Consider the following 25,111-nt stretch of genomic DNA (forward strand, 5'->3'; position numbering starts at 1 on the left):
TTACTTTCTATCGTGGAGGAGGAAAGAACATGAAAGAGAAATTCAAAAAAATAATGGAGGGTGTTTTGCAACATCTAACACTGATCAAAATTATTTTTGTGGGGTTTGTTTCATTGTTTGTGGTCTTACAGGTCATAAAAATTGCTGCTGATATTAATTACCGTGATTTAAAGGAAAATTTATTTACGCAAAGTCCAGTAGCGATTGGTTTGATGTTGATTGCAGGGTTAATTGCTATTTTACCGATGATGATTTATGATTTTACAATCGTTGAATTGTTACCTGGAAAGTTTAGTAAAAAGCATATTTTTACCTCTGGATGGATTACCAATACATTTACGAATATTGGTGGATTTGGTGGATTTTTAGGGGCTTCGTTAAGAGCAACTTTCTATGGTGAAGGTGCGAGTCATAAAGAGATTCTTATTGCCATTTCAAAAATCGCCGTTTTCTTATTGTCAGGGTTATCAATCTTATCTTTAGTTGCTTTAGGCAGTTTTTCTTTACCAGGATATGGGGAAGGTTTTCGTCATTACTGGCCATGGTTAGTTGGTGGAGGATTATATTTCCCTATTTTATTTACTTTTACGAAAATAAAAAGTAAAACATTGTTTACTGATTTGCCATTAAAACGTGAATTTAAATTGATTGTCGGCTCTGTGTTAGAATGGAGCGGGGCAATGGGATGTTTTATTTTGATTGGATATCTATTACAAGAACCCATTCAGTTAGGGCAAGTTTTCCCATTATTTGTGATTGCCTCGATTATTGGGATTGTATCAATGGTGCCAGGAGGCGTTGGAACCTTTGATGTCTTTATGATTTACGGGTTAGGACAATTAGGGGTCTCGAAAGAGTTAGCTGTTGTGTGGCTCTTGTTTTATCGAATTTTTTACTACATTATTCCATTTTTTATTGGAATTTCATTTTTCACTCACGATGGCGCACAAAAAATTAATCGCTACCTAGATGGTTTACCTAAGCAATTTATTCAAAAGGTTGCTCATGGCTTTTTAGTTGTTTTTGTTTATTCATCGGGAATTATGATGATTTTAATTTCAACAGTGCCTAATTTAGCGTTTAACAGCCACTTATTTGCTAGGCTTTATCCATTTACTTTCTTCTTTCTTACTCAATTGAGCAATGTGATTTTTGGTTTCTTATTGTTAGGCTTAGCCCGTGGCATTGAAGGGAAGGTAAAAAAAGCTTATTGGCCTACGATTATTATTTTAGGTTTTGGTATTTTAAATACACTAACCAAAGACTTTTCTTGGGGATTAACGATTTTTTTAGGAATCGTTATTGTGTGTGTGTATCTATCTAGGCATGAATTTTATCGAAATAAACTTGTTTATTCTTGGGGAAAAGCTTTATTAGATGGCGCTGTTTTATTTGGTAGTTTGTTATTGTATATTTTAGTTGGCTACTTCAATTCGCCAAGATTCCATCACCGTCGACCGATTCTATTCCATTCTTCACTATTTCCAACTGGTCACGTTTGGCTAGCGGGGTTAATTGGCGTTGTGATTGGTTTAATCAGCTTAGCCATTGTCATTAGTTACTTGATGCGGTCAAAATTGAAAATTGGGGTTTCACTGGATGAGGAACGTTTAAAAGCGGTCATTAATCAGTTTGGTGGAAATGAAGTGAGTCATTTGGCCTTTTTACGAGATAAATATTTTTATTACTATGGCGAAGACCAAGTAGTTTTCCAATTTCGTCAAGAAGCCGATAAATTAGTCGTGATGGGAGAACCTATTGGAGATTCCTCTTTATTTGAAAAAGCCATTGTCGATTTTATGGATGTAGCCGATCAATTTGGTTACTCAGTAGTATTTTATGAAGTAAGTGGTTCATTGGTGATGATTTTACATGAACTTGGCTATGACTTTATGAAGGTTGGAGAGGAAGGACATGTTTCTTTACCCGAATTTACCTTGTCTGGGAAAAAACGAAGAGCCGAACGGGCTCTTGTGAATAAAATTGAACGGGAAGGCTATCTATTTGAAATGCTTCAACCGCCTTTTTCTGCAAGTCAGTTTGAAGAATTAAAACAGATTTCTGACGAATGGTTAGAAAAACGAACTGAAAAAGGTTTTTCTCTTGGATTTTATGATGAGTTCTATTTAAATCAAGCTGAAATTGCGGTTGTGAAGACGCCTGAAGGACAGTTGATTGCGTTTGCTTCAATGATGCCAACAGGGTCAGATGAATTGATTTCGATTGATTTAATGCGTTATAAAACAAAAGAAGCACCTAATGGTGTAATGGATTATTTATTTATCAAACTATTTGAATACAATCAAGAACTCGGGTTCCAAGCCTTTAATATGGGCATGGCACCTCTCTCAAATGTTGGAGCGACGCGTTATAGTTTTATTAGTGAACGAATTGCAGGGTTGCTTTATCGCTTTGGGACGAAATTGTATGGCTTTCAAGGTTTACGTCACTACAAAGAAAAATACGTGACTACTTGGATTCCTAAATATGTTGCTTTTAGGAAAAAAAGTTCGATTCTCTTTACGATGTTGCAATTAGTTACCTTAGTAGGAAAAAAACGTCAAATTGATATAAAATAACGAAGAAGTTCTAAAAAGGAGGCGCATAGTTGACGATGGATTCATTTGTTGAGTACGAACGATACACCCCATGGTTATCTTTAAAAATTAAAGAGTTTCATAAACTAGGTTACTCACAAATCAATGAAGAAGATTTATGGCGCTATCTCACTCGTTTTAGCTGGAAAAGAAAAACACCTGAACATTATTATCAACAAATTTCGCAAATTTGTAAATTGTCTCCAAATGATTATTTAGATTTTGCATCTTTAGAGGCCCAAATTTATAAGGTAGATTCTTTAGACTTAATGGAAATTGATGATTTATTGTAAAAGAAGGCGACTGTCAAAAAAACAGTCTCCTTCTTTTTTTGTTAAATTGTGAAAAAGTTTCATATTTAAAAAAACAAATAAAAACTTTTTTATTTGTGAATACCCTTACAATTTTGTTATTTGAATACTCTTTTATCCTTGTAATGTAAAGCTAAATACAACTAGTGAAAATAATCACAAAAAACTATTTACAAAATTAAAAAAACGTTGTATGATGTTCTTGTGAAGAAGTTAACAAACTAAAAATAAAATGTTAGTCACTATAGGAGGAACCTACAAATGGTTAAAGCTAAAGTAGAAACACAAGTTGCAGAAGAAAACAATGTTCAAACAATGATTGATGGATTAGCAAGCAAAGGACTAGAAGCATTAAAAATCCTTGAAACATTCGATCAAGAAAAAGTTGACTACATTGTCCATCAAATGGCACTAGCTGGATTAGAACAACATATGCCATTGGCTAAAATGGCTGTTGAAGAAACGGGCCGTGGTATTTATGAAGATAAATGTATTAAAAACATGTTTGCGACTGAATCTATTTGGAATTCAATCAAACACAATAAAACAGTTGGTGTTATTAGCGACGACGAACAAACTCAACTAATGGAAGTTGCAGCTCCAGTTGGAATCGTTTGTGGCGTTACTCCTGTGACAAATCCAACATCAACAACTATGTTTAAAGCGATGATTTCAATTAAAACGCGTAACCCAATTATTTTTGCTTTCCATCCATCAGCTCAAAAATGTTCAGCTGAAGCAGCTCGTATTCTTTACGAAGCAGCTATCAAAGCAGGAGCGCCTGAAGGATGTATCCAATGGGTTGAATACCCATCACTTGAAGCAACAAGCACATTAATGAACCACCCAGACATTGCGATCGTTTTAGCAACAGGTGGATCAGGGATGGTAAAATCAGCTTATTCAACTGGTAAACCAGCACTTGGCGTAGGCCCAGGAAATGTTCCAAGTTATATTGAAAAAACTGCAAAAATTAAACGTGCTGTTAATGACGTAATTGCATCAAAATCATTTGATAATGGAATGATTTGTGCCTCAGAGCAAGCCGTAATCGTAGATGCTGAAATTTACGACGAAGTAAAAGCTGAATTTGAAAGACATCAAGTATATGTAGTAAAAGCTAAAGAATTAGCAAAATTAGAAGCCGTTGTAATGAACGAAGGAAAATATGCTGTAAACGCAGCAATCGTTGGGAAATCTGCTTATGAAATTGCTAAATTAGCAGGGATTAAAGTGCCAGAAAGAACTAAAATCTTAATTGCTGAATTAGATGGTGCTGGCGCTGACTATCCATTGTCACGTGAAAAATTATCACCAGTATTGGCGATGATGAAAGCAGAAAGCACTAAACATGCCTTTGAATTATGTGAAACAATGTTAGAACTTGGTGGTCTAGGTCATTCAGCAGCAATTCACACATTAGATGACAACTTAGCACGTGAATTTGGTATTCAAATGAAAGCTTGTCGTATCCTTGTAAACTCTCCAACTGCGCAAGGTGGGATTGGTGATTTATACAACAACATGATTCCATCACTAACACTAGGTTGTGGATCTTATGGTAAAAACTCAATTTCAAAAAATGTTTCAACAATCAACTTATTGAATATTAAAACAATCGCGAAACGGAGAAAAAATATGCAATGGTTTAGACTTCCTTCAAGAGTATACTTCGAAAAAAATTCAGTACAATATTTACAAAAAATGGAAAATGTTGAACGCGTCTTCTTAGTATGTGATCCAGGAATGGTTCAATTCGGATACGCTGACTTAGTAATGAAAGAACTATACAAACGTCAAAATAACGTTAAAATCGAAGTCTTCTCACAAGTAGAGCCAAACCCATCTTCAAACACCGTTAAAGCAGGTACAGAAGCAATGATCGCCTTTGAACCAGATACAATCATTGCACTTGGTGGTGGATCTGCAATGGATGCGGCTAAAGGTATGTGGTTATTCTATGAAAAACCAGAAACTGAATTCTTTGGAGCAAAACAAAAATTCTTAGATATCAGAAAACGTACGTACAAAATTCCATCATTAACAAAAACACAATTTGTATGTATCCCAACAACTTCAGGAACAGGTTCAGAAGTAACACCATTTGCAGTAATTACAGATAGTGAAACACATGTGAAATACCCATTAGCCGACTACGCGTTAACACCAGACGTAGCGATTATTGATTCACAATTCGTGATGAGTGTTCCTAAATCAGTAACTGCTGACACAGGTATGGACGTATTAACTCACGCAATCGAGTCGTATGTATCTGTCATGGCAAGTGACTATACTCGTGGACTAAGCTTACAAGCAATCAAATTAGTTTTTGAAAACCTACGTGATTCTTATAATACAGCAAATGAAGAAGCAAGAGAAAAAATGCATAATGCGTCAACAATGGCTGGTATGGCTTTTGCCAATGCCTTCCTAGGAATTAACCACTCAATTGCCCACAAAATTGGTGGAGAGTATAATATTCCTCATGGTCGTACAAATGCGATCCTAATGCCACATGTTATTCGTTATAATGCTAAAGATCCTTCAAAACACGCTTTATTCCCTAAATACGAATATTTCCGTGCAGATGAAGACTATGCTGATATTGCTCGCTTTATGGGCTTCAAAGGCAACTCAACAGCTGAATTAGTTGAATCACTTGTTCAAGAAATCATCAAATTAGGTAAAGATTTGAACATTGATATGAGTCTAAAAGGTCAAGGTGTCACTCAAGCGACATTAGATACAACCGTAGATCGTATGGCAGAATTAGCTTTCGAAGATCAATGTACAACAGCAAATCCAAAAGAACCATTAATCGTTGAATTACGCCAAATTATTATTGATTCATATATTGGTGAATAAGAAAAAATTAAGCAGAATGAACTTTCCTAAAAAGAAAGTTCATTCTGTTTTTATTTATTAGCTAATTTAATGAAATAAGTTAGTAAATTTAGCGTTAAAAAAGAATAAATCTTGATATTTTAATAGATTTTCGATATGATAATAGTAAAAATTAGGGAAACCTAAAAATAAATTTCCTTAAAAGAAAGGTGAAGCATAAAATGACACCCAATAAAGAAGACTATTTAAAAATTATATTTGAATTAGGCGGAGCCAATCAAAAAATAAATAATAAACAAATTGTAACTGGTTTAAGTGTTTCAGCAGCATCTGTTAGTGAGATGATGTCGAAATTACTAAAAGAAGGCTACATTGACCATACTCCTTATCAAGGAGCACAATTGACAGAAGCTGGTTTACATGAAGCCAGTATTTTAGTACGCAAGCATCGCTTGTGGGAAGTCTTTTTAGTTGAACATTTAGGTTTTTCTTGGAATGAAGTCCATGACGAAGCAGAAGTTTTGGAGCATGTAACGTCTTCTAATCTAGCGAATCATTTAGAAGAATACCTAAATTTCCCAGCCAACTGTCCTCATGGCGGAGTAATTCCTGATAAACAAGGGAAGATTATCGAAAGTCCACTACAAACCTTAGTAGAAATGTCAGTAGATACAGATGTGAAAATTCAGCGAGTATTAGATGATCGTGAATTGTTAGATTATTTAGTGACAGTAGGAATTAACATTGGAGACCAATGTCGAATTACTGAAATAGGTGCTTATGAAGGGCCAATTACATTAACTAAAGATGGGCAGGCCATTCAGATTAGCTATAAAGCAGCCTGCAATTTATTTATTCAACCATTATAAAGTAGGAGGAGAGATTAAATGAAAAAAAACTATCTTCTTATCTTAATAGGACTCAGTTTGTTAGTGATGGTTGGTTGTCAAAATAATTCTTCTCAAAAAGATTCGAATAAGCTACAAGTCGTAGCGACAACCACAATGTTAACCGATTTAGTTGAAAATATCGGTGGAGATAAAGTTCAAGTTAACGGACTAATGGGGCCAGGGATCGACCCACATCTCTATCAAGCAAGTGCAAAAGATGTTACTAAAATGCAGACAGCAGATGTTGTGGTGCATAATGGTTTGCATTTAGAAGGTAAGATGGGAGACGTTTTTGAAGCGTTAAATAAACGAGGCAAAAACGTCATCAAAATTGAAAACGGTCTTGATAAAACTAAATTACTCAAGTCAGAAGACAATTCTAGTCAACCAGACCCACATATTTGGTTCGACGTCTCCATGTGGCAACAAGGAGCCAAAGAAGTTGCTAAAGGATTGATTCAAGCAGATCCAAAAAATCAAGCGACCTATCAAACAAATTTAGATCGTTATCTCGCAGAATTGGTTGAATTAGATCAATACATGATGAATAAGGTTCAAGAGTTGCCAAAAGAAAAACGAATCTTAGTGACCGCCCATGATGCCTTTCGTTATTTTGGTCAACGCTACGATTTTGAAGTAGTCGGATTACAAGGAATCAGCACGCAAGCAGAAGCAGGTACCGGAGATATGCGGAAATTGGCTGATTTTATTGTGAAACACCAAATCAAAGCGGTTTTTGTCGAATCATCCGTCCCTACCAAAACGATTGAAGCGTTACAAGCGGCAACAAAAGCAAAAGGCTTTGACGTAAAAATCGGTGGCGAGTTGTATTCAGATTCTTTAGGAGATGAAAAACACGATACGGCCACTTATATCAAAACATTAAAAGCAAATACAGATACAATTGTGAATGCATTAAAATAAAAAAGTAAGCAGGTGAAAAAAATGGAGCAAACTAAACAAGCAATTTCGATTCAGCAATTAACGGTTGCTTATGATGAAAAACCGGTTCTTTGGAATGTCAGTTTGGATATACCTAAAGGACAATTAACAGCGATTATCGGTCCGAATGGAGCAGGAAAAACAACCTTAATTAAAGCCATTATCAATTTAATTAAACCAGTTGCAGGTGAAGTAACCTTTCAATTTAAAAACCAAATGCAGCAAAGTTATCAATCAAGTAAAAATTTGGTTGCCTATGTTCCACAAAATGGAAGCGTTGATTGGGATTTTCCAGCAACGGTAATAGATGTCGTTGTAATGGGGCGTTATGGACATCTTGGGTGGTTTAAACGTCCTAAAAAAGCTGATTTTGACTTAGCTAAAAAAATGCTAGAAAAAGTAGGGATGACTGAATTTTCAACTCGCCAAATTAGTCAGTTATCTGGAGGTCAACGTCAGCGTGTTTTCTTAGCACGCGCGCTTGTACAAGAAGCGGAAATTTATTTGATGGATGAACCGTTTCAAGGAGTAGATGCCCAAACTGAAAAAATCATTATTGGTCTACTGAAAGAATTAAAAGATGAAGGCAAGACGATTGTTGTGGTTCATCATGATTTACAAACCGTGCCAGAATACTTTGATAACGTTGTACTGGTCAATCAAGCTTTAGTCGCAACAGGTTCTGTAGAAAGTACCTTTACAGCCGAAAATATCGCAAAAACCTATCAAACCGCTGAAAGATTGCCAGAAGAGGTGGGGAAGTAGATGACATTTTGGACTCTTTTTTCAGATTACACTTTTCAAGTTGTGGCACTTGGATCAGCCTTATTGGGATTGCTGAGTGGCGTTATTGGTAGTTTTGCTGTGCTTAGAAAACAAAGCTTATTAGGGGATGCTGTAAGTCATGCTGCGCTACCAGGGATATGCTTAGCCTTTATGATTACGAATATTAAACAGACAGAAGTTTTATTGATAGGTGCTTTGATCTCAGGCTTAGTTGCAACATGGCTGATCATGAGCATTGTTAAGTACTCAAAAATAAAATTTGATAGTGCATTAGCTTTGATTACTTCCGTATTTTTTGGTTTAGGTATGGTTTTTCTAACCTATATTCAAAAAACGCCAGATGCAAATCAAGCAGGATTAAAAAGTTTTATTTTTGGTCAGTCCTCCACCTTATTAGTAGGTGATGTTAAATGGATGCTAGGAATTGGGATGATTATTTTAGTATTAATCTTCCTATTTTGGAAAGAATTTAAATTAATTGCTTTTGATGAAGTATTTGCTAAAAGCATTGGTGTTCCAGTTCATGGCATTAGTATTTTATTATCAGCGATGACAGTCGTAACGATTATTATTGGACTGCAAACAGTTGGAGTTATTTTGATGAGTTCGTTATTAATCGGACCTGCTGTTGCCGCTAGACAATGGACGAATCGGTTAGCGGTGATGGTGAGTTTAGCAGCAGTTTTTGGTGGTGTTTCAGGGGTTTTAGGAACGGTCATTAGTTCCTTAGGTAAGCAAATTCCAACAGGACCAACAATCGTTGTTGTGATTAGTATGATTGTGCTGATTAGTTTAGTGATAGCACCAAATCGTGGGATGTTGTGGAAATTAAAACAGCGTAGGCGTCAAAAAAAAGCATTGACTATCCGCTTAAATCAAGGAGGCGATTAGGATGCATCCAGAATTAGAAATTCAATTGATTGCGATTATTGTTTCACTTGCCTGTTCCTTACTGGGTGTCTTTTTAGTTTTAAGAGGAATGACAATGATGGCTGATGCGATTACTCATACCATTTTATTAGGAATCGTAGTGGCTTTTTTTGCAACTGAAAATTTGGCCTCACCATTTTTAATTGTTGGTGCCGCTTTGATGGGTGTCTTTACGGTTTGGTTAACAGAATTGCTCCATCAAACAAGGCTATTAGCAAAAGATGCTTCAATTGGTGTGGTCTTCCCATTACTGTTTAGTATCGCGATTATTTTGATTTCCCGCTATGCAGGTTCTGTTCATTTAGACACGGATTCAGTACTACTTGGTGAATTGGCTTTTGCGCCATTTGAGCGAATGGTTATTTTTGGAATGGATATAGGAGCACAAGGAATTTACTCAATGGGGATTATTTTAATCATCAACTTAATTTTTATTTTGTTATTTTATAAAGAATTAAAATTAGCCACTTTTGATGCGGTTTTAGCCGCTGCATTAGGATTTTCGCCAGTCATTTTACACTATGCGTTGATGACACTGGTTTCAATCACTGCAGTTGGAGCATTTGAGGCAGTTGGATCAATTTTAGTAGTAGCTTTTATTGTGGGGCCACCTGTTACCGCGTATCTTTTGACAAATGAATTAAAGAAAATGTTATGGATTAGTAGTATTGTGGGTGTGATAGACAGTATCGTTGGATTCCAATTAGCGATGTTTTTGGATGTTTCAATTGCAGGGATGATTGCGGTTATTATTGGGATAACTTTCTTATTAGTCTTTATCTTCTCACCTAAAAAAGGATTGATTCAAGCTGTTAGACAACGAAATCGTCAAAAAAAAGAATTAGCCTATCGATTAAAAATGGAACGTATTAAATAAATTATTTTAAGTTTACTTTCTCGACAGAGAGTAAACTTTTTTTGTTTGTTCTAGCGAAAGAACTTGTGTTCGTGTATAATAAGAAATAAAGATGGAGGTGTAGAAAGATGGAACATGTCGTTTTACAATTTGCAGAACCAGTACGTGACACATCAAGAAAAATTATTCATGTGGATATGGATGCTTTCTATGCCTCTGTAGAAGAACGTGAAAATCCTGAATTAAAAGGAAAACCGTTAGTGATTGCTAGGCATCCAAAAGATAATGGTGGAAGAGGCGTCGTTACGACGGCTAATTACGAAGCGAGAAAATACGGTATTCATTCAGCTATGAGCGCTCAAAAAGCCTATGAACTTTGCCCACAAGCAATTTTTGTTCCAGGTAGACATGAACTTTACCAAGAAATTTCCACTCAAATTCGAGAAGTATTTAAACACTACACAGATATCATTGAACCATTAGCTTTAGATGAAGCTTATTTAGACGTGACAGAAAATAAAAAAGGAATTAGTAGCGCTACGGTTATTGCAAAAATGATTCAAAAAGAAATTTGGGAAGAATTGCATTTAACTTGTTCAGCTGGCGTATCTTACAATAAATTTATTGCAAAACTAGCATCTGACTATAAAAAACCTGCTGGCATCACAGTTATTCCGCCAGAAAAAGCATTGGTCTTTTTAAAAGAATTACCTATTGGAAAATTTTATGGCGTAGGAAAGAAAACCGCTGAAAAAATGCATGATTGGGGCGTTTTTACGGGACAAGATTTAGTTGAAAAAAGCGAGATGGATTTGATTCAACGCTTCGGTAAGATGGGGTATTCCTTGTATCGAAAAGTAAGAGGAATTGATAACAATCCAGTTGAGAGTACTCGAGTGCGTAAGTCAGTAGGACGGGAGCATACGTATGGCCAACCTTTAACGACAGAAGAGGAAATCTTAGCAGAACTTCGTTTTTTAGCTGGAAAAGTACACACTTCTTTAGTAAAAGTTCAAAAACACGGGAAGGTGGTTGTGTTAAAAGTACGTACATCTGATTATGAAACAATGACTAAACGTATTAGTTTGCCTAGTTATGTAAAAGACAGTGAAGAAATTTATTTTCATGCGTTAAATTTATGGGAAGATGTGGGATTGATAGGGAAAGAAATTCGGTTATTAGGAATTACTGTGACCAACCTTGACCCGTTAACATTTGAAAATATTGTTTTGCCACTATGGGAAAAAGAAAAATAAGTTCAAAAATTCTGATGAACAGAGTTTTTGAACTTTTTTATTAGATGCTAGGTGCAAATTAGATGAATAAGTTGTACAATAGAATAATACTAATACAGTTTTTGTGTTTGATTATAACATAGAAGGAGCGATTGAAATGAAGATATCATGGCATGGACAGTCTTGTGTTAAAATTTTAACAGATACAGATAAGCAAATTTTAATAGATCCCTATATTACAGGAAACCCCTTAAGTGATTTGGATGCAGGGACGATTGAAGCTGATGTGATTATTGTCACTCATGCTCATGCAGACCATATCGGAGATACTGCCGAGATTGCCAAACGAACAGGAGCTTTAATTGTTGCAAATGCTGAATTAGCCGGTTTCTTTGCGAGTCAAGGACTTCAAACCCATGGCATGCAAATGGGTGGGAAACATCAATTTGATTTTGGTTTAATCAAAATGACTCCCGCAATACATGGTTCAATGTACGAAGTGCACGGCCAACCCGTTACGTTTGGATTAGCAGCCGGCATTGTTTTTAGTGACGGAGGTCATACTGTTTATCACGCAGGAGATACGGCTTTATTTTCAGATATGAAATTAATCGGAGAATTCAACAAAATCGATTTAGCTTTCTTACCAATTGGCGACAATTACACTATGGGACCAGAAGAAGCCGTAATCGCTAGTAAATGGCTAAAAGCTAATAAAGTTGTGCCAATTCATTACAATACATTTCCTTTGATTGAACAAGATCCAACTGCCTTTGTTGAAGCTTTACCTAAAAACGTAGGGATGGCAATGCAAGTGGGAGAAATAATCGAATTATAAGTTGAAAAAGTCGGAGGATAGCAGATGACAACAAAACATGACCAGATCTTAACGTATATTGAAACGTTACCAGTTGGAGAGCGAATCTCAGTACGTTTGATTGCTAAAAATTTACAAGTAAGTGAAGGAACTGCTTATCGTGCCATTAAAGAAGCAGAAAATATAGGATTAGTTTCGACCATTCAACGAGTGGGAACTATCCGAATTGAGCGCAAAATGAAAGAACATTTTGAAAAATTAACCTATGGTGAAATCGTGAAGATTATCGAAGGGGATATTTTAGGTGGTATTGACGGGTTAGATAAAGTCTTAAATAAATTTGTCATCGGAGCGATGAAGGAAGACGCCATGCTACGTTACATTACACCAGGTTCACTAATGATTGTCGGAAATCGAATTGGGGCTCAGCGCCTCGCTTTAGAAAACGGTGCAGCAGTTTTAATTACCGGTGGATTTGATACAACTGAGGAGATTGTGGAATTAGCGAATCAGGCCAAATTGCCTGTTATTCGAACCACCTATGACTCCTTTACGGTTGCAACGTTAATCAACCGAGCAATGACGGATCAGCTGATTAAAAAAGACATTATGCTCGTTGGCGATATTTTTACGAATGTAGAAAAAACGATCTATTTAAATAGTGAAGATACAGTAGCGGATTACCGCAAATTAAATGATGAAAGTCGACATTCGCGTTTCCCAATTGTGAATAAAAAAATGCGCTTAATCGGGATTGTAACTGCTAAAGATGTAGTTGGAAAGCCAGATAATCTAAGTATTGAACGAGTGATGACAAAGGATCCCTCTTATGTTAAAACACATATGAGTGTGGCAAGTGTGGGGCATTTAATGATTTGGGATGGGCTAGAGGTTATGCCTGTTGTGAAAGATGATTTAACCTTGATTGGGATTATTTCTAGACAAGATGTGATGAAAGCGATGCAACTAGCGCAACGCCAACCACAGGTGGGAGATACGATTGCTGATCAAATTGCAGAACAGCTAGAGTTAACAAGTGAAAATCCTGATGATTGGCATTCAGCTATTCCAGCATTCAAGTTTAAAGTGACGCCTCAAATGACCAACAGTGTTGGAACCATCTCTTTTGGTGTATTAAGTGAACTTGTTGCTAGCGCTTCTCAGCGAACACTTTTAGCGTATCAAAAGCGCAATGCAGTCATTGAGCAAATGAATTTACATTATTTTAAAATGATTCAATTAGAAAGTGAATTAGAGATTCGTCCGCGAGTCCTAGAAATTGGGAGGCGCTCGTCTAAGCTAGACATTGAAGTATTTATTGAAAATACCCTTGTTGCCAAAGCCATTGTGATTTGTCAATTGATGGAGCGTACCTAACTAAACGAATTAAAAGGAGTAAATTGAATGAATGAATCCATTTTTACTGAAATACTAACAGCTATCAAAGAACATCAAACGATTATTATCCATCGTCATCAAAGACCAGACCCAGACGCCTTAGGTTCACAAGGTGGACTATATGAACTATTAAAAGCATCGTTTCCTGAAAAACGTCTTTTAAAAGCAGGAGGATCGGTAGAAGGTCTAGCATTCTTATCTGAAATGGATCAAGTAGAAGCTGCTGATTATAAAGAAGCACTAGTTATCGTAACAGACACAGCGAATAGTCCACGCATTAGTGGTGAAAACTATTCAAAAGGCGATATGATAATTAAAATAGATCACCACCCAAATGATGAACCATACGGTGATCTTGTCTACGTTAACACAGAGGCAAGTAGCTGCAGTGAAATTATTGTTGATTTTTATCATGCTTGTCAATCAGAGTTAACAATGACAGATGAAGCGGCCCGCCTATTATATGCAGGAATAGTCGGAGACACAGGGCGTTTCCTATATCCAGCGACAACCTCCCATACCTTAAAAATTGCTGCTGAATTAATGGACTATTCATTTTCAGCCACAGCATTAAATAATCAGCTAAATACAATGAGTAAAGCAGTGGCCCATTTATCCGGTTATGTCTTACAAAATATTAAAGTTGACGAAAATGGGGTTGGAAATGTTCTTTTAACAAATGAGATTTTAAAAGAATTTGGCGTGGCTGATTCTGAAACAGCAGCAATTGTCTCGTTGCCAGGAAGTGTCGAAGGCATTTTAATGTGGGGGATTTTTGTTGAACAAGAAGAAGGTTACTTCCGTTGTCGCTTACGCTCAAAAGGCCCAGCAATCAATGAAGTAGCAAAACGTCATCATGGTGGCGGACATCCATTAGCTAGTGGTGCAAATGCAAAAGATCGCGCAGAAATTGCAGAAATTCTTACTGAATTTGAAGCATTAGCCATCGAGTGGAATCAATAAAAATCGACAAAAAAAGTTCTTTCAATTTTGAAAGAACTTTTTTTGTCGATTACGTGATTACTCACCAGTTGGATTCCAAAACCATTTGAAGCCGTCTTTTTCAAGCAATTGATCGCTACAAACAGGTCCCATTGAACCACTTGGATAATTTGGGAATTCTGGAGTTTCTTTGTTCCATGCTTGACGAATAACGTCAACAAATTTCCACGATTGAGCGACTTCATCCCAATGAGTGAAGTTGGTAGAGTCGCCATTTAAACAATCAAGAATTAATTTTTCATAAGCTTCTGGACTATTTGCTGAAGTTTCAGCCGAATTTTTATGTTTTAAATTCAATAATTCCGTTTCTAAACCTTGACCGATTTTTTTTGAATTTAATTGAAGTGAAAAACCTTCCGTTGGTTGAATGTAAATCGTCAGCACATTTGGTTCTTGCGGAGTTGTGTGGTCTTCACTGAACAAATTTAACGGCATCCCTTTAAATTGAATATTGATTTGAGTTCCTTTTTCACGCAATTTTTTACCTGTACGGATGTAGAAGGGAACGCCGGCCCATCTAAAGTTATCAATCATGACTTTACCTGCTACAAAAGTTTCTGTTTGTGAAGCGGGATCTACATTTTGTTCTTCACGGTAACCAAGTGATTTTTCGTCATGAACAGTGCTTGCACCATATTGACCACGAACAAAATAATGACGAACTTCTTCTGGTTTGAAGATGCGAACAGAACGCAGTGCTTTGATTTTTTCTTCACGAATTTCTTCGTCTTTTAATTCAATTGGTGGCTCCATTGCTAAAAGAGAGACAACTTGTAAAATATGATTTTGAACCATATCACGAAGAGCTCCACTTGTTTCATAGTAGCCGCCACGTTCTTCAACACCAATTGATTCGCTTAAGGTAATTTGAATATTATCGATATAGCGGTTGTTCCACATTGACTCAAAAATAGCATTCGCAAAACGAACGGCTGAAATATTTTGAATCATTTCTTTTCCTAGATAATGATCGATGCGATAAATTTGATTTTCATGGAAAGAAGCGCGAATTTGGTCATTTAAGATAGCAGCACTTTCGTAGTCATGTCCAAATGGTTTTTCTATAATCAAACGATTGAATCCATCGTTTGTAATTAATTCTTCAGCTTTTAAATGTTCTGTAATTGTCCCAAAGAAGTTTGGCGACATTGCTAGGTAATAAATACGATTATTTTCAAGCTGATATTTTTCGTCCAGCTTTGTTGATAATTCTTTTAGTTCGGAATAGTGTTCCGTATCGGTCACATTATGAGCTTGATAGTAAAAATGACTCGCAAATTTTGTCGCCTCTTCTGTTGAATCGGCTAAATCTTTAATTGTCTCCATTACAATCTCACGGTAGTAATCATTTGTCCATTCACGTCTAGCCGTTCCAATAACTGCAAAATGCTCTTTTAAAAAACCTTTTTTATATAAACGGTAAAGCGATGGATAAAGTTTTCGTTTTGCTAAGTCACCTGTTCCGCCGAAAATGGTGAAAAGGGCTGTTTTTTCTTGATTCATACAGAGTACCTCACTTTCAAATGCCGCTTAATTATATAAGCTAATCCTCATTATAACTTGATTATTGTTTTTATTGTACTGTTTTATCTTGAGGGACGCAATCCTTTCTGAAAAAAAATTGAAGTTTCCTTGGAAATGTCAGAACACGAAGAAGACTAAAATCAATAGAAAACACCTGTTAATGAAATATTTTGTCAGCGTAACGGCTTTTTTTATGTTATAATATTAAGGATGCAAAACAGCACCAAGAGAAAAGAGGCGAAAAAATGGAACATACTTTTGAAAAATTTGGCTTACAACCATTTTTAATAGACGCAATCAACGAGATTGGCTTCAAGGAAGCGACTGAAGTTCAAGAAAAATTGATCCCTGCCATCATGAAAGGCGAAAGTGTTATCGGACAATCTCAAACAGGAACAGGAAAAACCCATACTTTTTTACTTCCATTATTCAATAAAATTGATCCTTTAAAAGCAGAAGTTCAAGTAGTTATTACCACACCAAGTCGTGAGTTAGCTGAACAAATTTATCAAGCAGCGTTGCAACTTGCAAAACACGCACCGGAAAAAATTATTGTTCAAAGTTTCGTAGGTGGAACAGACAAGAAACGTCAAATGACTAAATTAAATGGTACACAACCACATATTGTCATTGGAACACCAGGACGTATTTTGGATATGGTAAATGAAAATGCCTTACTGATTCATACCGCCCCTGTTTTAGTTATTGATGAAGCGGATATGACGCTAGATATGGGATTTTTAGAAGATGTCGATCAAATTGCAGGACGTTTGCCAAACAACTTACAAATGCTTGTTTTTTCAGCGACGATTCCACAAAATTTAAAACCATTCTTAAAAAAATACATGGAAAATCCTCATTACGAGCATATTCAACCTAAATCAATTATTTCACCAACAATTGACAACTGGTTGATTTCAACTAAAGGCAGAGACCGTGTAGATGTTGTTTATCAACTATTAACAACAGGAACACCTTATCTAGCCATTGTTTTTGCAAATACGAAACAAAAAGTAGACGAATTAGCAGATGGTCTAAAATCAAGAGGCTTAAAAGTTGCTAAAATCCATGGGGACATTCAACCTCGTGAAAGAAAACGTGTAATGAAACAAGTTCAAAACCTTGATTACCAATTTGTAGTAGCAACGGATTTAGCTGCTCGTGGTATTGATATCGAAGGTGTTTCACATGTCATTAATGCTGAAATTCCTCGTGATTTAGATTTCTTTATTCACCGCGTTGGCAGAACAGGACGTAATGGTATGAATGGGACTGCGATTACTTTATACGCACCAAGTGATGAAGCTCTTGTAGCGGATATTGAAAAAATTGGTGTTGAGTTTTCACCTAAAACGATTAAAAATGGCGAAATTATTGATACTTACGATCGTAACCGTCGTACAACTCGTGAAAAAACATCAAAAGATGTCTTAGATCCTTCCTTAAAAGGAATTGTGAAAAAATCGAAGAAAAAAGTAAAACCAGGCTATAAAAAGAAAATTGGCCGTGTCATTAAAGAAAGTAACGAGAAAAAACGTCGTGTTGAACGTCGTAGTCAAGCTAGAGCAATCAAAAAAGCAAATAAGAAAAAATAATAGTGCGACAAAAAACTCCTTATCAATTAAGATAAGGAGTTTTTTTAACTGTTTTTTGGAATCGACTTAATTGCATAATAATAAAAGAATAAAGTTACAATCAATCCAATTTGCGTTTGAAATGGTGGAAACAATCCAAAGCTATTTAAGAAAGCAAAAAAGAGTGTTGGGAGAGTCGAAGCAAACAATGCAATCGACCAATTGGCAGCAAAAGTCATCGTTCTTCTAGCTAATAAACAAAGCAGATTCGCAAAAATCGTATACAGTAAAGTATTAATCAACGTTTCTATAATCGCAGCTACAAGAAGCATAAAGATTGTAAACCCAATAATAAAACCGTGTAGCATTGAAAAGATACCCATTAAATCGCCATAATCACTGTTTTTTAAGCCTGCTAATTCACTGTATTTAAAATTATAAGAATTAACCGCACTCTTAAAATAGAACCGATCTTTTAACAAAGCCAAACTAGAAACTGATCCAATCGCGTGCTGATCCACATCTTTTTCACTTTGTTCACCATTTGGATCAAAAGTAAAAATTAACGAATTGGTTTGATAAATAAAGCTTTTTTCAGCATCCTTTGTTTTTAAAACACCCTCTTCAATTTTAAACTCAGGAATTTTAGTCGAGACTTTTTGAAAATCATTCAAGACGTTAACTCCTTGAGTAATGGATGGAATAGCTGTGATTAAAGCAAGGAATAGTAAATACAAAAAGACTTTGCTTTTTTTTAATGACACCGCCTCACTTAATTTCTCTGGTTTGGTTAAAGAAGCAATAAATAATTTTACAACTTGAATTGGAATCACTCCTTTTTTTATTTTGTATGAAAAGTATCAACTAAATTAAAACAAATCATCCTCTCTATTTTAAACGTTTCACTAAAGAAACTCAATAGCCAGTAAACGTTCATAAAGTGTTCATAAATAAAAAAAAGAAAAATTTTGTAAGCAGATACTTTGAAATTTGAATCGAGAGGTGGTAGAGTAGAAATGTAGTCGTCAAAAGGATTACATACAAAAATAAATTTATTGGGGGACCTACAATATGACTTATCAATTACCAGAATTACCATATGCATATGATGCATTAACGCCTTATATCGATGAAGAAACAATGCACTTACATCACGACAAACACCACAATACCTACGTAACCAACCTAAATGCAGCGATTGAAAAACATCCTGAATTAGGTAGCAAAACAATAGAAGAACTAATGAGCAATTTAGATGCAATTCCTGAAGATATCCGTACGGCTGTAAGAAACAATGGTGGTGGACATGTAAACCATACTTTCTTCTGGGAAATTTTAGCTCCAAACGCTGGTGGTGTTCCAACTGGCGAAGTTAAAGAAGCAATTGATGCTACTTTTGGTAGCTTTGATAAATTCAAAGAAGAATTCGCAGCAGCAGCAACAACTCGTTTTGGTTCTGGCTGGGCTTGGTTAGTATTAGATGGCGGAAAATTATCAATCATCTCAACTCCAAATCAAGACTCACCATTATCAGAAGGCAAAACACCAATTTTAGGATTAGATGTATGGGAGCATGCTTACTACCTAAACTACAAAAATGTTCGTCCTGAATATATTAAAGCATTCTGGAACATTGTAAATTGGGATGAAGTTGCAAAACGTTACGCAGCAGCTAAATAATGACTATTAAAAAACGGTTCATTACTTTTTAAAGTAATGAACCGTTTTTTTGTTATTCTACAATACAACCTAAAGCTCCTGCAATAACAATCGATTGCTCAGTATTGATTTTACAGCCACGAAGCAACTCAATAGAAAGGTTGATTTTTTCAAAGGAAGAGGTGCTTAAGTTTAATCCTTTTAAATTCGTCTGCATCAAATTAACGCCTGTTAAATCACAAGCATTAAACGTTAAGTGCAACCATTTAATATTGAAAAAATCACTTTCAATCAAAGGCATCTCAGTAAACGAGACCCGTTTTAAAGAGGCATAACTAAAAGAACTGTAATTTGCCTGACAGTCTTTAAAAGTGGTATCTAAAATAGAAGACTCAGCAAAATTAACGCCGACAATTTTAGAATCAAGAAAAGCACACCGATGTAAAATACCCCCAATCATTTCAGTATTGCTTAAATTGCACTTGATAAATTCCACATCCAGCAATTCAAGTTGATGAAAATGGCAGTCACTAAAGGTCACATTCACAAACTGAACAGATTGAAAACAGACTTTCTCAAGATCCCTGCCTGTCAAAGTACAATTTTTAAAGAGGCAATTTTCATAAAAAGCCTCATCTTCAATCAACTCAAAAGTTTCTTCTCTAAGATCAACTGGAAAGCGGGGTGGTTCTATTTTTTGTATTTTCATAAAAGAAACTCCTTTAAAGTCAAAAATGTTTATGGCGCTTCCCTCTGTGAAAGAGCCAATTTGTTAACACAAGTAGAATAAGTGAGATGAAGGAAATAAGCAAACCTATTTTAAAATAAGGTGTTTGATAAGAAATGTCTATTTTGTGAGTTCCTTTTGTGATAGGAACCGCAAGCAAACTGTTTAGAACTTTAGTGGTCGAAACAGTTTTTCCATCAATTGAAACACGCCAACCTTTGCTGTAAGGGATAGTCGTCATTAAAATCTTATTTTCATCCGTAATGGTGGCTGTCCCTTTAAAATAAGTATTGCCGAACTTTTCAATGTTTAATTCATTTTCTTTTAAATTCGTTACAATCTTTTCGAAGGCTGTTGTGTCAAAATGATACAACTGAAATTGTTCCAACCAGAGACTTTCTTTTTTCAGCTCAACTGTAATCGTGACGGTTTGATCTTTTTGTTGATTGGCAACATTTAAAATTAATGTATCGCGATAGGTTTTATATTGTGATAATTTCTTCCCGTTTAGATAAAAAGTAGCATCTTCTTCTTTAACGCTGGGTCCTAAAGTTAGATAATAAGCATCATTGGTTTGAGGGGTGAACTGGAAATCAATCGTTGCTTTATTATTGGCAATTTGTTTGAAAAAAGTAGGATTTGGATACTGATTGTTAGGCGTAATATTTTGATAAACAGTACTATTAAACGCAATGGGTGTGAAATAACGTTTTTTTTCATTTGGACTGAGAGCCCTTAAAATATTTTCTTGTAACTGAACCGGCTGATTGGTCAATTCTTTCACTTTTAAAATATCTTTATCGACACCATAGGCGATTGATAAGGCATTTTGATTTTTAAAGGTGGTCATTCTGTCTGTATTCGTTAATTTGCTGTAGCTTCTTAAATCGGGTTTCGTGGCCATGATAGTCAATTGCAATTGTGTTAAGTTTGTCGGATTATTTTTTTGTGTTAACTCAGTTACTTTATTTTTAGCAAGTGGGGTTTGGCCTGTGGCTGGATCAACTAAATCATCCTGACTTTTTTCATATAACGCATTATTTTCCGCTACATAGTATTTGATTCCAAATAGAGCATCTGTTGCTAAGGTAGCATTAGAATAGGCAATAAAACCATTTCCAACTGGAAATCCTAAATTACCAAATAACGTTGGCACTTCCTTTTCGAAAGTTGAACTAAAGTGAGTGACACTTGGATAATCAAATTGAAAGCTATCATTTTTAGAACGTAAAAACGTTTTTTCAACTCGGTAGAATCCGTTATCTTTTTCTTTGATATGATCGATAACAGGAGCAAACTCCCTTCGATACTCTAAAAATTCACTATTGGAAACATAACTCAATCTAGATAAATCTAATTGCGCATTGATGCCCATTTCGACGGCACTTACTAAAAATAAAAGAAACGGTAGCCAAAGAGTATACTTAGGTTTTACAATCAATAAGAACGTCACGATGGCAATAAATAAAGACGTTAAAATAATCTGCTCATGATAAACAAAATCAAAAGGATGCTTAAGCATATAAAAAGCAGCAACGGTTGTGCTAACTACAACTAGTAACATACCGGGAATTGAAAGACGTTCTAATTTGATAAAGGCGCGATAACCATTTAAAATCATAAAAAAACATAATACAAAAGAAAAACGATACGGATACCAAATTGGATATTGAAAACCATGCCAAACAATATTAAAAGCTTTTAAGTCCATTGAAACGACTAAAAAGAGAACAATTAAGAAAGCCATCAAACGCTCTCGAATCGGAAAGGCACGACTAAACAGAAAGGAAACAAAACAAATTAATGCTAAACTGCCAATAAATAAATTGGGATACCCATCAGGCATTTGGTCAAAATTAAAGGCACCAATGTATAATTTTGAAATCATTTCTTGAATTGGAAAAGCAAATTTCCATTCAAAAGAAAAGTCACTATAACTGGCCTTGCTATCTAACAAAGCATGAAATGTCGGTACAAGTAGGATACTAGCTAATCCGCCTCCTAATAAAGAATGCCAACTAAATCGAGCCAATTGTTTACTTAAAAAAATCACTTTCTCTTTCACCGTCGTTTTTGATGGAAATTGGAAAGCCGTTAAACGGAAGATAAAATACAAAATACTGAACAAGCAAATCATATAAGCAATATAATAATTAGCAATTAACATGAGAGCTAAAAATACCGTATAAAAAAGTCCACGCTTTTCAAAAACCAATTTTTCAATTCCTAAAATAACCAGCGGCAAGAAAATTAATCCATCTAACCACATAATGTTTAATTGGTTGACAATCGTATAGCCCATCAAGGCATAAGAAGTTGAAAAAGTTGCAAGATAAAGTCCCTTTCCATTAAAAGCTTTCTTTAACAAAATCCCAAAACTAAGTCCAGCTAAACTGATTTTAGTTAATGTGAGAACGGTGATTCCTAGTGTAATCAAGCGAGCTGGAAACAGCAACAAGATTAAATTAAAAGGACTTGTTAAGTAATAAGCCCAGAGACCAATCATATCGCCTCCAATCGCTTTTGAAAAAGAATAAAAGAAACTTGTTGGATCTCCTAACAATGTATTGCGATAATAGGTATAAAAATCAACATATTGTTGACCTAAATCGACTGTTAATAAAGAACTGTCCCCAAATGGAAACACACCTTGAGCTAAATAAATTAAAAATAAAATAAAGCACGGAACGCCGCCTGCTAAAATAAGGGGCCAGTTATTGTGTAAAATTTTTTTGAAAAAGACAGTCATTCACAAATCACTCCAGTAACAATTTCTAATTTTTTATAAAGAATCGATTGTTTCTATTACTAAAAAGGGGTTCTTGTAATAGAATAGCATATATATAGTAGGAAATTAATTAAAAATTTACTTATTAATTGGTTAAACTTGTTCAAGTTTGGTACAATAATAGAAGTGTAATCTAACAACAGGAAGGTGTACAAGTGATTATTAATCAAAAGAAAAAGATCGATAAAAAGAAAAAAAATAAATCTCATATTCCTTTCCGACTAAATTTGTTGTTTTTTGTCGTGTTTTTATTATTTGCTTCATTAATATTAAGACTAGGCTATTTACAAATAGTACGTGGAGAAGAGTTTGAAACGCAAGTAAAACGAACTGAGACAACAACAGCCACTGGAACAGTACCTCGAGGAATGATTTATGACAGTCAAAATCGTCAGCTTGTAGGCAACAAACCGTTACAGGCAATTACCTATACAAGAGGGGCCCAAGTAAGCGGAGCAGATATGGCTAAAATTGCTAAAAATTTAGCGAAGTATATTACGATGGATACCTCTGATTTAAAAGAACGCGATTTAAAAGATTATTTTGCGGCAACAAATGAGAAAAAATTAAATGATCGTTTATCCAAAAAAGAAACCCAATTAAAAGGTGGGGAGTTGTATGATGTTCAACTATCTAAAATCACACCTGAAGAAATTCAATTTGATGAAGCTGAACGTCAAGTAGCTGCTATTTTTAAAAAGATGAATGGAGCCTATGCTCTAACAACAACCTACATCAAAAGTAAAGACGTGACTGATCAAGAAATTGCTGAAATCAGTGAAAACTTAATGAGTCTACCAGGTGTTGATACTTCAACTGACTGGGATCGTATCTATCCTCAAGGAGACATGTTACGCAGTGTCCTTGGAAGTGTTACAACTGAAAAAACTGGACTGCCAAGCGATCAAGCAAGTGCAATGCTAGCAAAAGGTTACGCGCGAAATGATCGTGTTGGAAACAGTTATTTAGAAAAACAATACGAAGAAGTATTAAGTGGTTCCAAATCAAAATCTGAAACCAAAACTAATAATAGTGGCGATATTATTGATACGGCATCTAAATATGAAGGAGCCAAAGGCGACAATTTAGTGTTAACGATCGATATTGATTTTCAAAAGAAATTAGAAGATATTACGAAAAAACAATTAGCTTCAATTCGAAGTGGCCTTGTTGATCGAATGTATGTTGTTGCAACCAATCCTAAAACAGGTGAACTATTAGGAATGACGGGTCAAAAATACAACTACGAAACAAAAGAGATTGAGGATGACGCTTTAGGTGCAATGAATACTCAGTATACAATGGGTTCATCTGTTAAAGGTGCAACTGTATTGGCTGGATACATGGATAAGGTGATTTCTTTAGACAATAATGTAATGGTCGATCGTCCTTTAAAATTTAAAAACACACCAGCTAAAAGTTCTTGGTTCAACCGAGGTGGAGCGATTTCAATGAACGATGAAACAGCCCTAGAAGTGTCTTCAAACTCCTACATGATGCAATTAGCAATGCGAATGGGTGGTCAAAACAGCTATACTCCTGAAGGCACGTTAGATATCGATAAAGATAAAGTATTTACTAAACTAAGAGGGTATTATGCACAATTTGGTTTAGGTGTTCCAACAGGAATTGATTTACCAGGTGAAGCATTGGGTTACCCAGGTCCAACGAGCAATCCAGGATTAGCGCTCGATTTTGCTTTTGGTCAATTTGATACCTATACACCACTTCAATTAAATCAATACATTTCCACTATTGCTAACGGCGGAAGCCGAATTGCACCACATGTTGTAAAAGAAATTCGAGGAACAGATGAGAATGGGAATATTGGTGCTATTCAAACAGAGATTCAACCTCGAGTATTAAATACGGTGAACGTGGGTACAGAAGAAATGAAACGCGTGCAAACCGGAATGTATAACGTAGTACATGGTGGGAATTCAAACGGAACAGGGAAACTTTTAGCCAGTGCACCTTACAGCATATCTGCAAAAACAGGGACAGCAGAAGCATTCTACGATGGGCCACTTGAGGCTTCAAAAGGCGAATCAGTTTTCAACTTAACCTTAGTTGGCTACGCTCCTTCGAATGACCCAGAAATTGCGATTGCTGTTGTTGTACCCTATCTACCTTACAATACAACTTCAAAAGTGAATATAAATACCGCTAGAGAAGTATTTGATGCCTATTTTGAAGGGAAAGATAAGTAGTAAGTAGTCAAACAGCCAGTT

19 protein-coding genes are annotated in these 25,111 nt (G+C 35.5%); 15 read left to right on the forward strand and 4 right to left on the reverse strand.

Going from position 1 to position 25,111, the window contains the following annotated elements:
* Positions 1 to 29 precede the first annotated feature (29 nt).
* From mprF to BR52_RS02885, 12 genes are all read left to right on the forward strand, one after another.
* On the forward strand, positions 30 to 2,579 hold the full coding sequence (gene mprF / locus BR52_RS02830; RefSeq protein ID WP_034568954.1) for a bifunctional lysylphosphatidylglycerol flippase/synthetase MprF: 2,550 nt from the start codon (positions 30 to 32) through the stop codon (positions 2,577 to 2,579).
* A gap of 35 nt (positions 2,580 to 2,614) precedes the next feature.
* Positions 2,615 to 2,890 (forward strand): post-transcriptional regulator, encoded by a 276-nt coding sequence (locus BR52_RS02835; RefSeq protein WP_034573432.1) that lies wholly within the window; start codon positions 2,615 to 2,617, stop codon positions 2,888 to 2,890.
* A gap of 279 nt (positions 2,891 to 3,169) precedes the next feature.
* The gene (gene adhE, locus BR52_RS02840) at positions 3,170 to 5,773 is read left to right on the forward strand and encodes a bifunctional acetaldehyde-CoA/alcohol dehydrogenase (protein ID WP_034568956.1); all 2,604 of its coding nucleotides are present in this window, start codon (positions 3,170 to 3,172) and stop codon (positions 5,771 to 5,773) included.
* A 200-nt stretch (positions 5,774 to 5,973) separates the two neighbouring features.
* On the forward strand, positions 5,974 to 6,621 hold the full coding sequence (locus BR52_RS02845; protein WP_034568959.1) for a metal-dependent transcriptional regulator: 648 nt from the start codon (positions 5,974 to 5,976) through the stop codon (positions 6,619 to 6,621).
* A gap of 18 nt (positions 6,622 to 6,639) precedes the next feature.
* Complete coding sequence (locus tag BR52_RS02850) at positions 6,640 to 7,566, forward strand: metal ABC transporter solute-binding protein, Zn/Mn family (protein ID WP_034568960.1); 927 nt, start codon at positions 6,640 to 6,642, stop codon at positions 7,564 to 7,566.
* A 21-nt stretch (positions 7,567 to 7,587) separates the two neighbouring features.
* Positions 7,588 to 8,349 (forward strand): metal ABC transporter ATP-binding protein, encoded by a 762-nt coding sequence (locus tag BR52_RS02855; RefSeq protein WP_034568962.1) that lies wholly within the window; start codon positions 7,588 to 7,590, stop codon positions 8,347 to 8,349.
* Positions 8,350 to 9,261 carry a metal ABC transporter permease gene (locus BR52_RS02860; protein WP_034568965.1) on the forward strand — a complete coding sequence of 304 codons (912 nt, stop codon included), beginning with the start codon at positions 8,350 to 8,352 and terminating at the stop codon, positions 9,259 to 9,261.
* Between the two features lies 1 nt (position 9,262).
* Positions 9,263 to 10,177 carry a metal ABC transporter permease gene (locus BR52_RS02865; RefSeq protein ID WP_034568967.1) on the forward strand — a complete coding sequence of 305 codons (915 nt, stop codon included), beginning with the start codon at positions 9,263 to 9,265 and terminating at the stop codon, positions 10,175 to 10,177.
* Positions 10,178 to 10,284: 107 nt separating this feature from the next.
* Positions 10,285 to 11,412, forward strand: coding sequence for a DNA polymerase IV (gene dinB / locus BR52_RS02870; RefSeq protein ID WP_034568969.1), 1,128 nt, complete (start codon positions 10,285 to 10,287; stop codon positions 11,410 to 11,412).
* A gap of 136 nt (positions 11,413 to 11,548) precedes the next feature.
* Positions 11,549 to 12,229, forward strand: coding sequence for a metal-dependent hydrolase (locus tag BR52_RS02875; RefSeq protein WP_034568972.1), 681 nt, complete (start codon positions 11,549 to 11,551; stop codon positions 12,227 to 12,229).
* 24 nt (positions 12,230 to 12,253) lie between these two features.
* The gene (locus tag BR52_RS02880) at positions 12,254 to 13,585 is read left to right on the forward strand and encodes a DRTGG domain-containing protein (RefSeq protein ID WP_034568974.1); all 1,332 of its coding nucleotides are present in this window, start codon (positions 12,254 to 12,256) and stop codon (positions 13,583 to 13,585) included.
* Positions 13,586 to 13,612: 27 nt separating this feature from the next.
* Positions 13,613 to 14,569 (forward strand): DHH family phosphoesterase, encoded by a 957-nt coding sequence (locus BR52_RS02885; RefSeq protein ID WP_034568976.1) that lies wholly within the window; start codon positions 13,613 to 13,615, stop codon positions 14,567 to 14,569.
* 57 nt (positions 14,570 to 14,626) lie between these two features.
* On the opposite strand, the gene zwf is transcribed toward BR52_RS02885, so the two are convergent.
* Positions 14,627 to 16,111, reverse strand: a complete 1,485-nt coding sequence (zwf, locus tag BR52_RS02890; protein WP_034568978.1) for a glucose-6-phosphate dehydrogenase — start codon at positions 16,109 to 16,111, stop codon at positions 14,627 to 14,629.
* A gap of 266 nt (positions 16,112 to 16,377) precedes the next feature.
* On the opposite strand from zwf, the gene BR52_RS02895 reads away from it, so the two are divergent.
* Complete coding sequence (locus tag BR52_RS02895; protein ID WP_034568979.1) at positions 16,378 to 17,727, forward strand: DEAD/DEAH box helicase; 1,350 nt, start codon at positions 16,378 to 16,380, stop codon at positions 17,725 to 17,727.
* A gap of 44 nt (positions 17,728 to 17,771) precedes the next feature.
* Here the strand turns inward: BR52_RS02895 and BR52_RS12515 are convergent, their stop codons facing one another.
* Positions 17,772 to 18,539, reverse strand: coding sequence for a DUF1189 domain-containing protein (locus tag BR52_RS12515; RefSeq protein WP_051915613.1), 768 nt, complete (start codon positions 18,537 to 18,539; stop codon positions 17,772 to 17,774).
* A 238-nt stretch (positions 18,540 to 18,777) separates the two neighbouring features.
* On the opposite strand from BR52_RS12515, the gene BR52_RS02905 reads away from it, so the two are divergent.
* Positions 18,778 to 19,386: a superoxide dismutase gene (locus BR52_RS02905; RefSeq protein WP_034568981.1), complete on the forward strand. Its 609-nt coding sequence runs from the start codon at positions 18,778 to 18,780 to the stop codon at positions 19,384 to 19,386.
* Between the two features lie 52 nt (positions 19,387 to 19,438).
* Here BR52_RS02905 and BR52_RS02910 read toward each other — a convergent pair whose 3' ends face one another.
* Positions 19,439 to 20,074: a pentapeptide repeat-containing protein gene (locus BR52_RS02910; protein WP_034568984.1), complete on the reverse strand. Its 636-nt coding sequence runs from the start codon at positions 20,072 to 20,074 to the stop codon at positions 19,439 to 19,441.
* Positions 20,075 to 20,093: 19 nt separating this feature from the next.
* The gene (locus tag BR52_RS02915; RefSeq protein WP_034568986.1) at positions 20,094 to 22,841 is read right to left on the reverse strand and encodes a YfhO family protein; all 2,748 of its coding nucleotides are present in this window, start codon (positions 22,839 to 22,841) and stop codon (positions 20,094 to 20,096) included.
* Positions 22,842 to 23,035: 194 nt separating this feature from the next.
* Here BR52_RS02915 and BR52_RS02920 point away from each other — a divergent pair, with 194 nt between their 5' ends.
* Complete coding sequence (locus BR52_RS02920) at positions 23,036 to 25,090, forward strand: penicillin-binding transpeptidase domain-containing protein (RefSeq protein ID WP_236707205.1); 2,055 nt, start codon at positions 23,036 to 23,038, stop codon at positions 25,088 to 25,090.
* Positions 25,091 to 25,111 lie beyond the last annotated feature (21 nt).

Origin of the sequence: Carnobacterium divergens DSM 20623 (assembly GCF_000744255.1) — a bacterium.
Classification (GTDB): domain Bacteria; phylum Bacillota; class Bacilli; order Lactobacillales; family Carnobacteriaceae; genus Carnobacterium; species Carnobacterium divergens.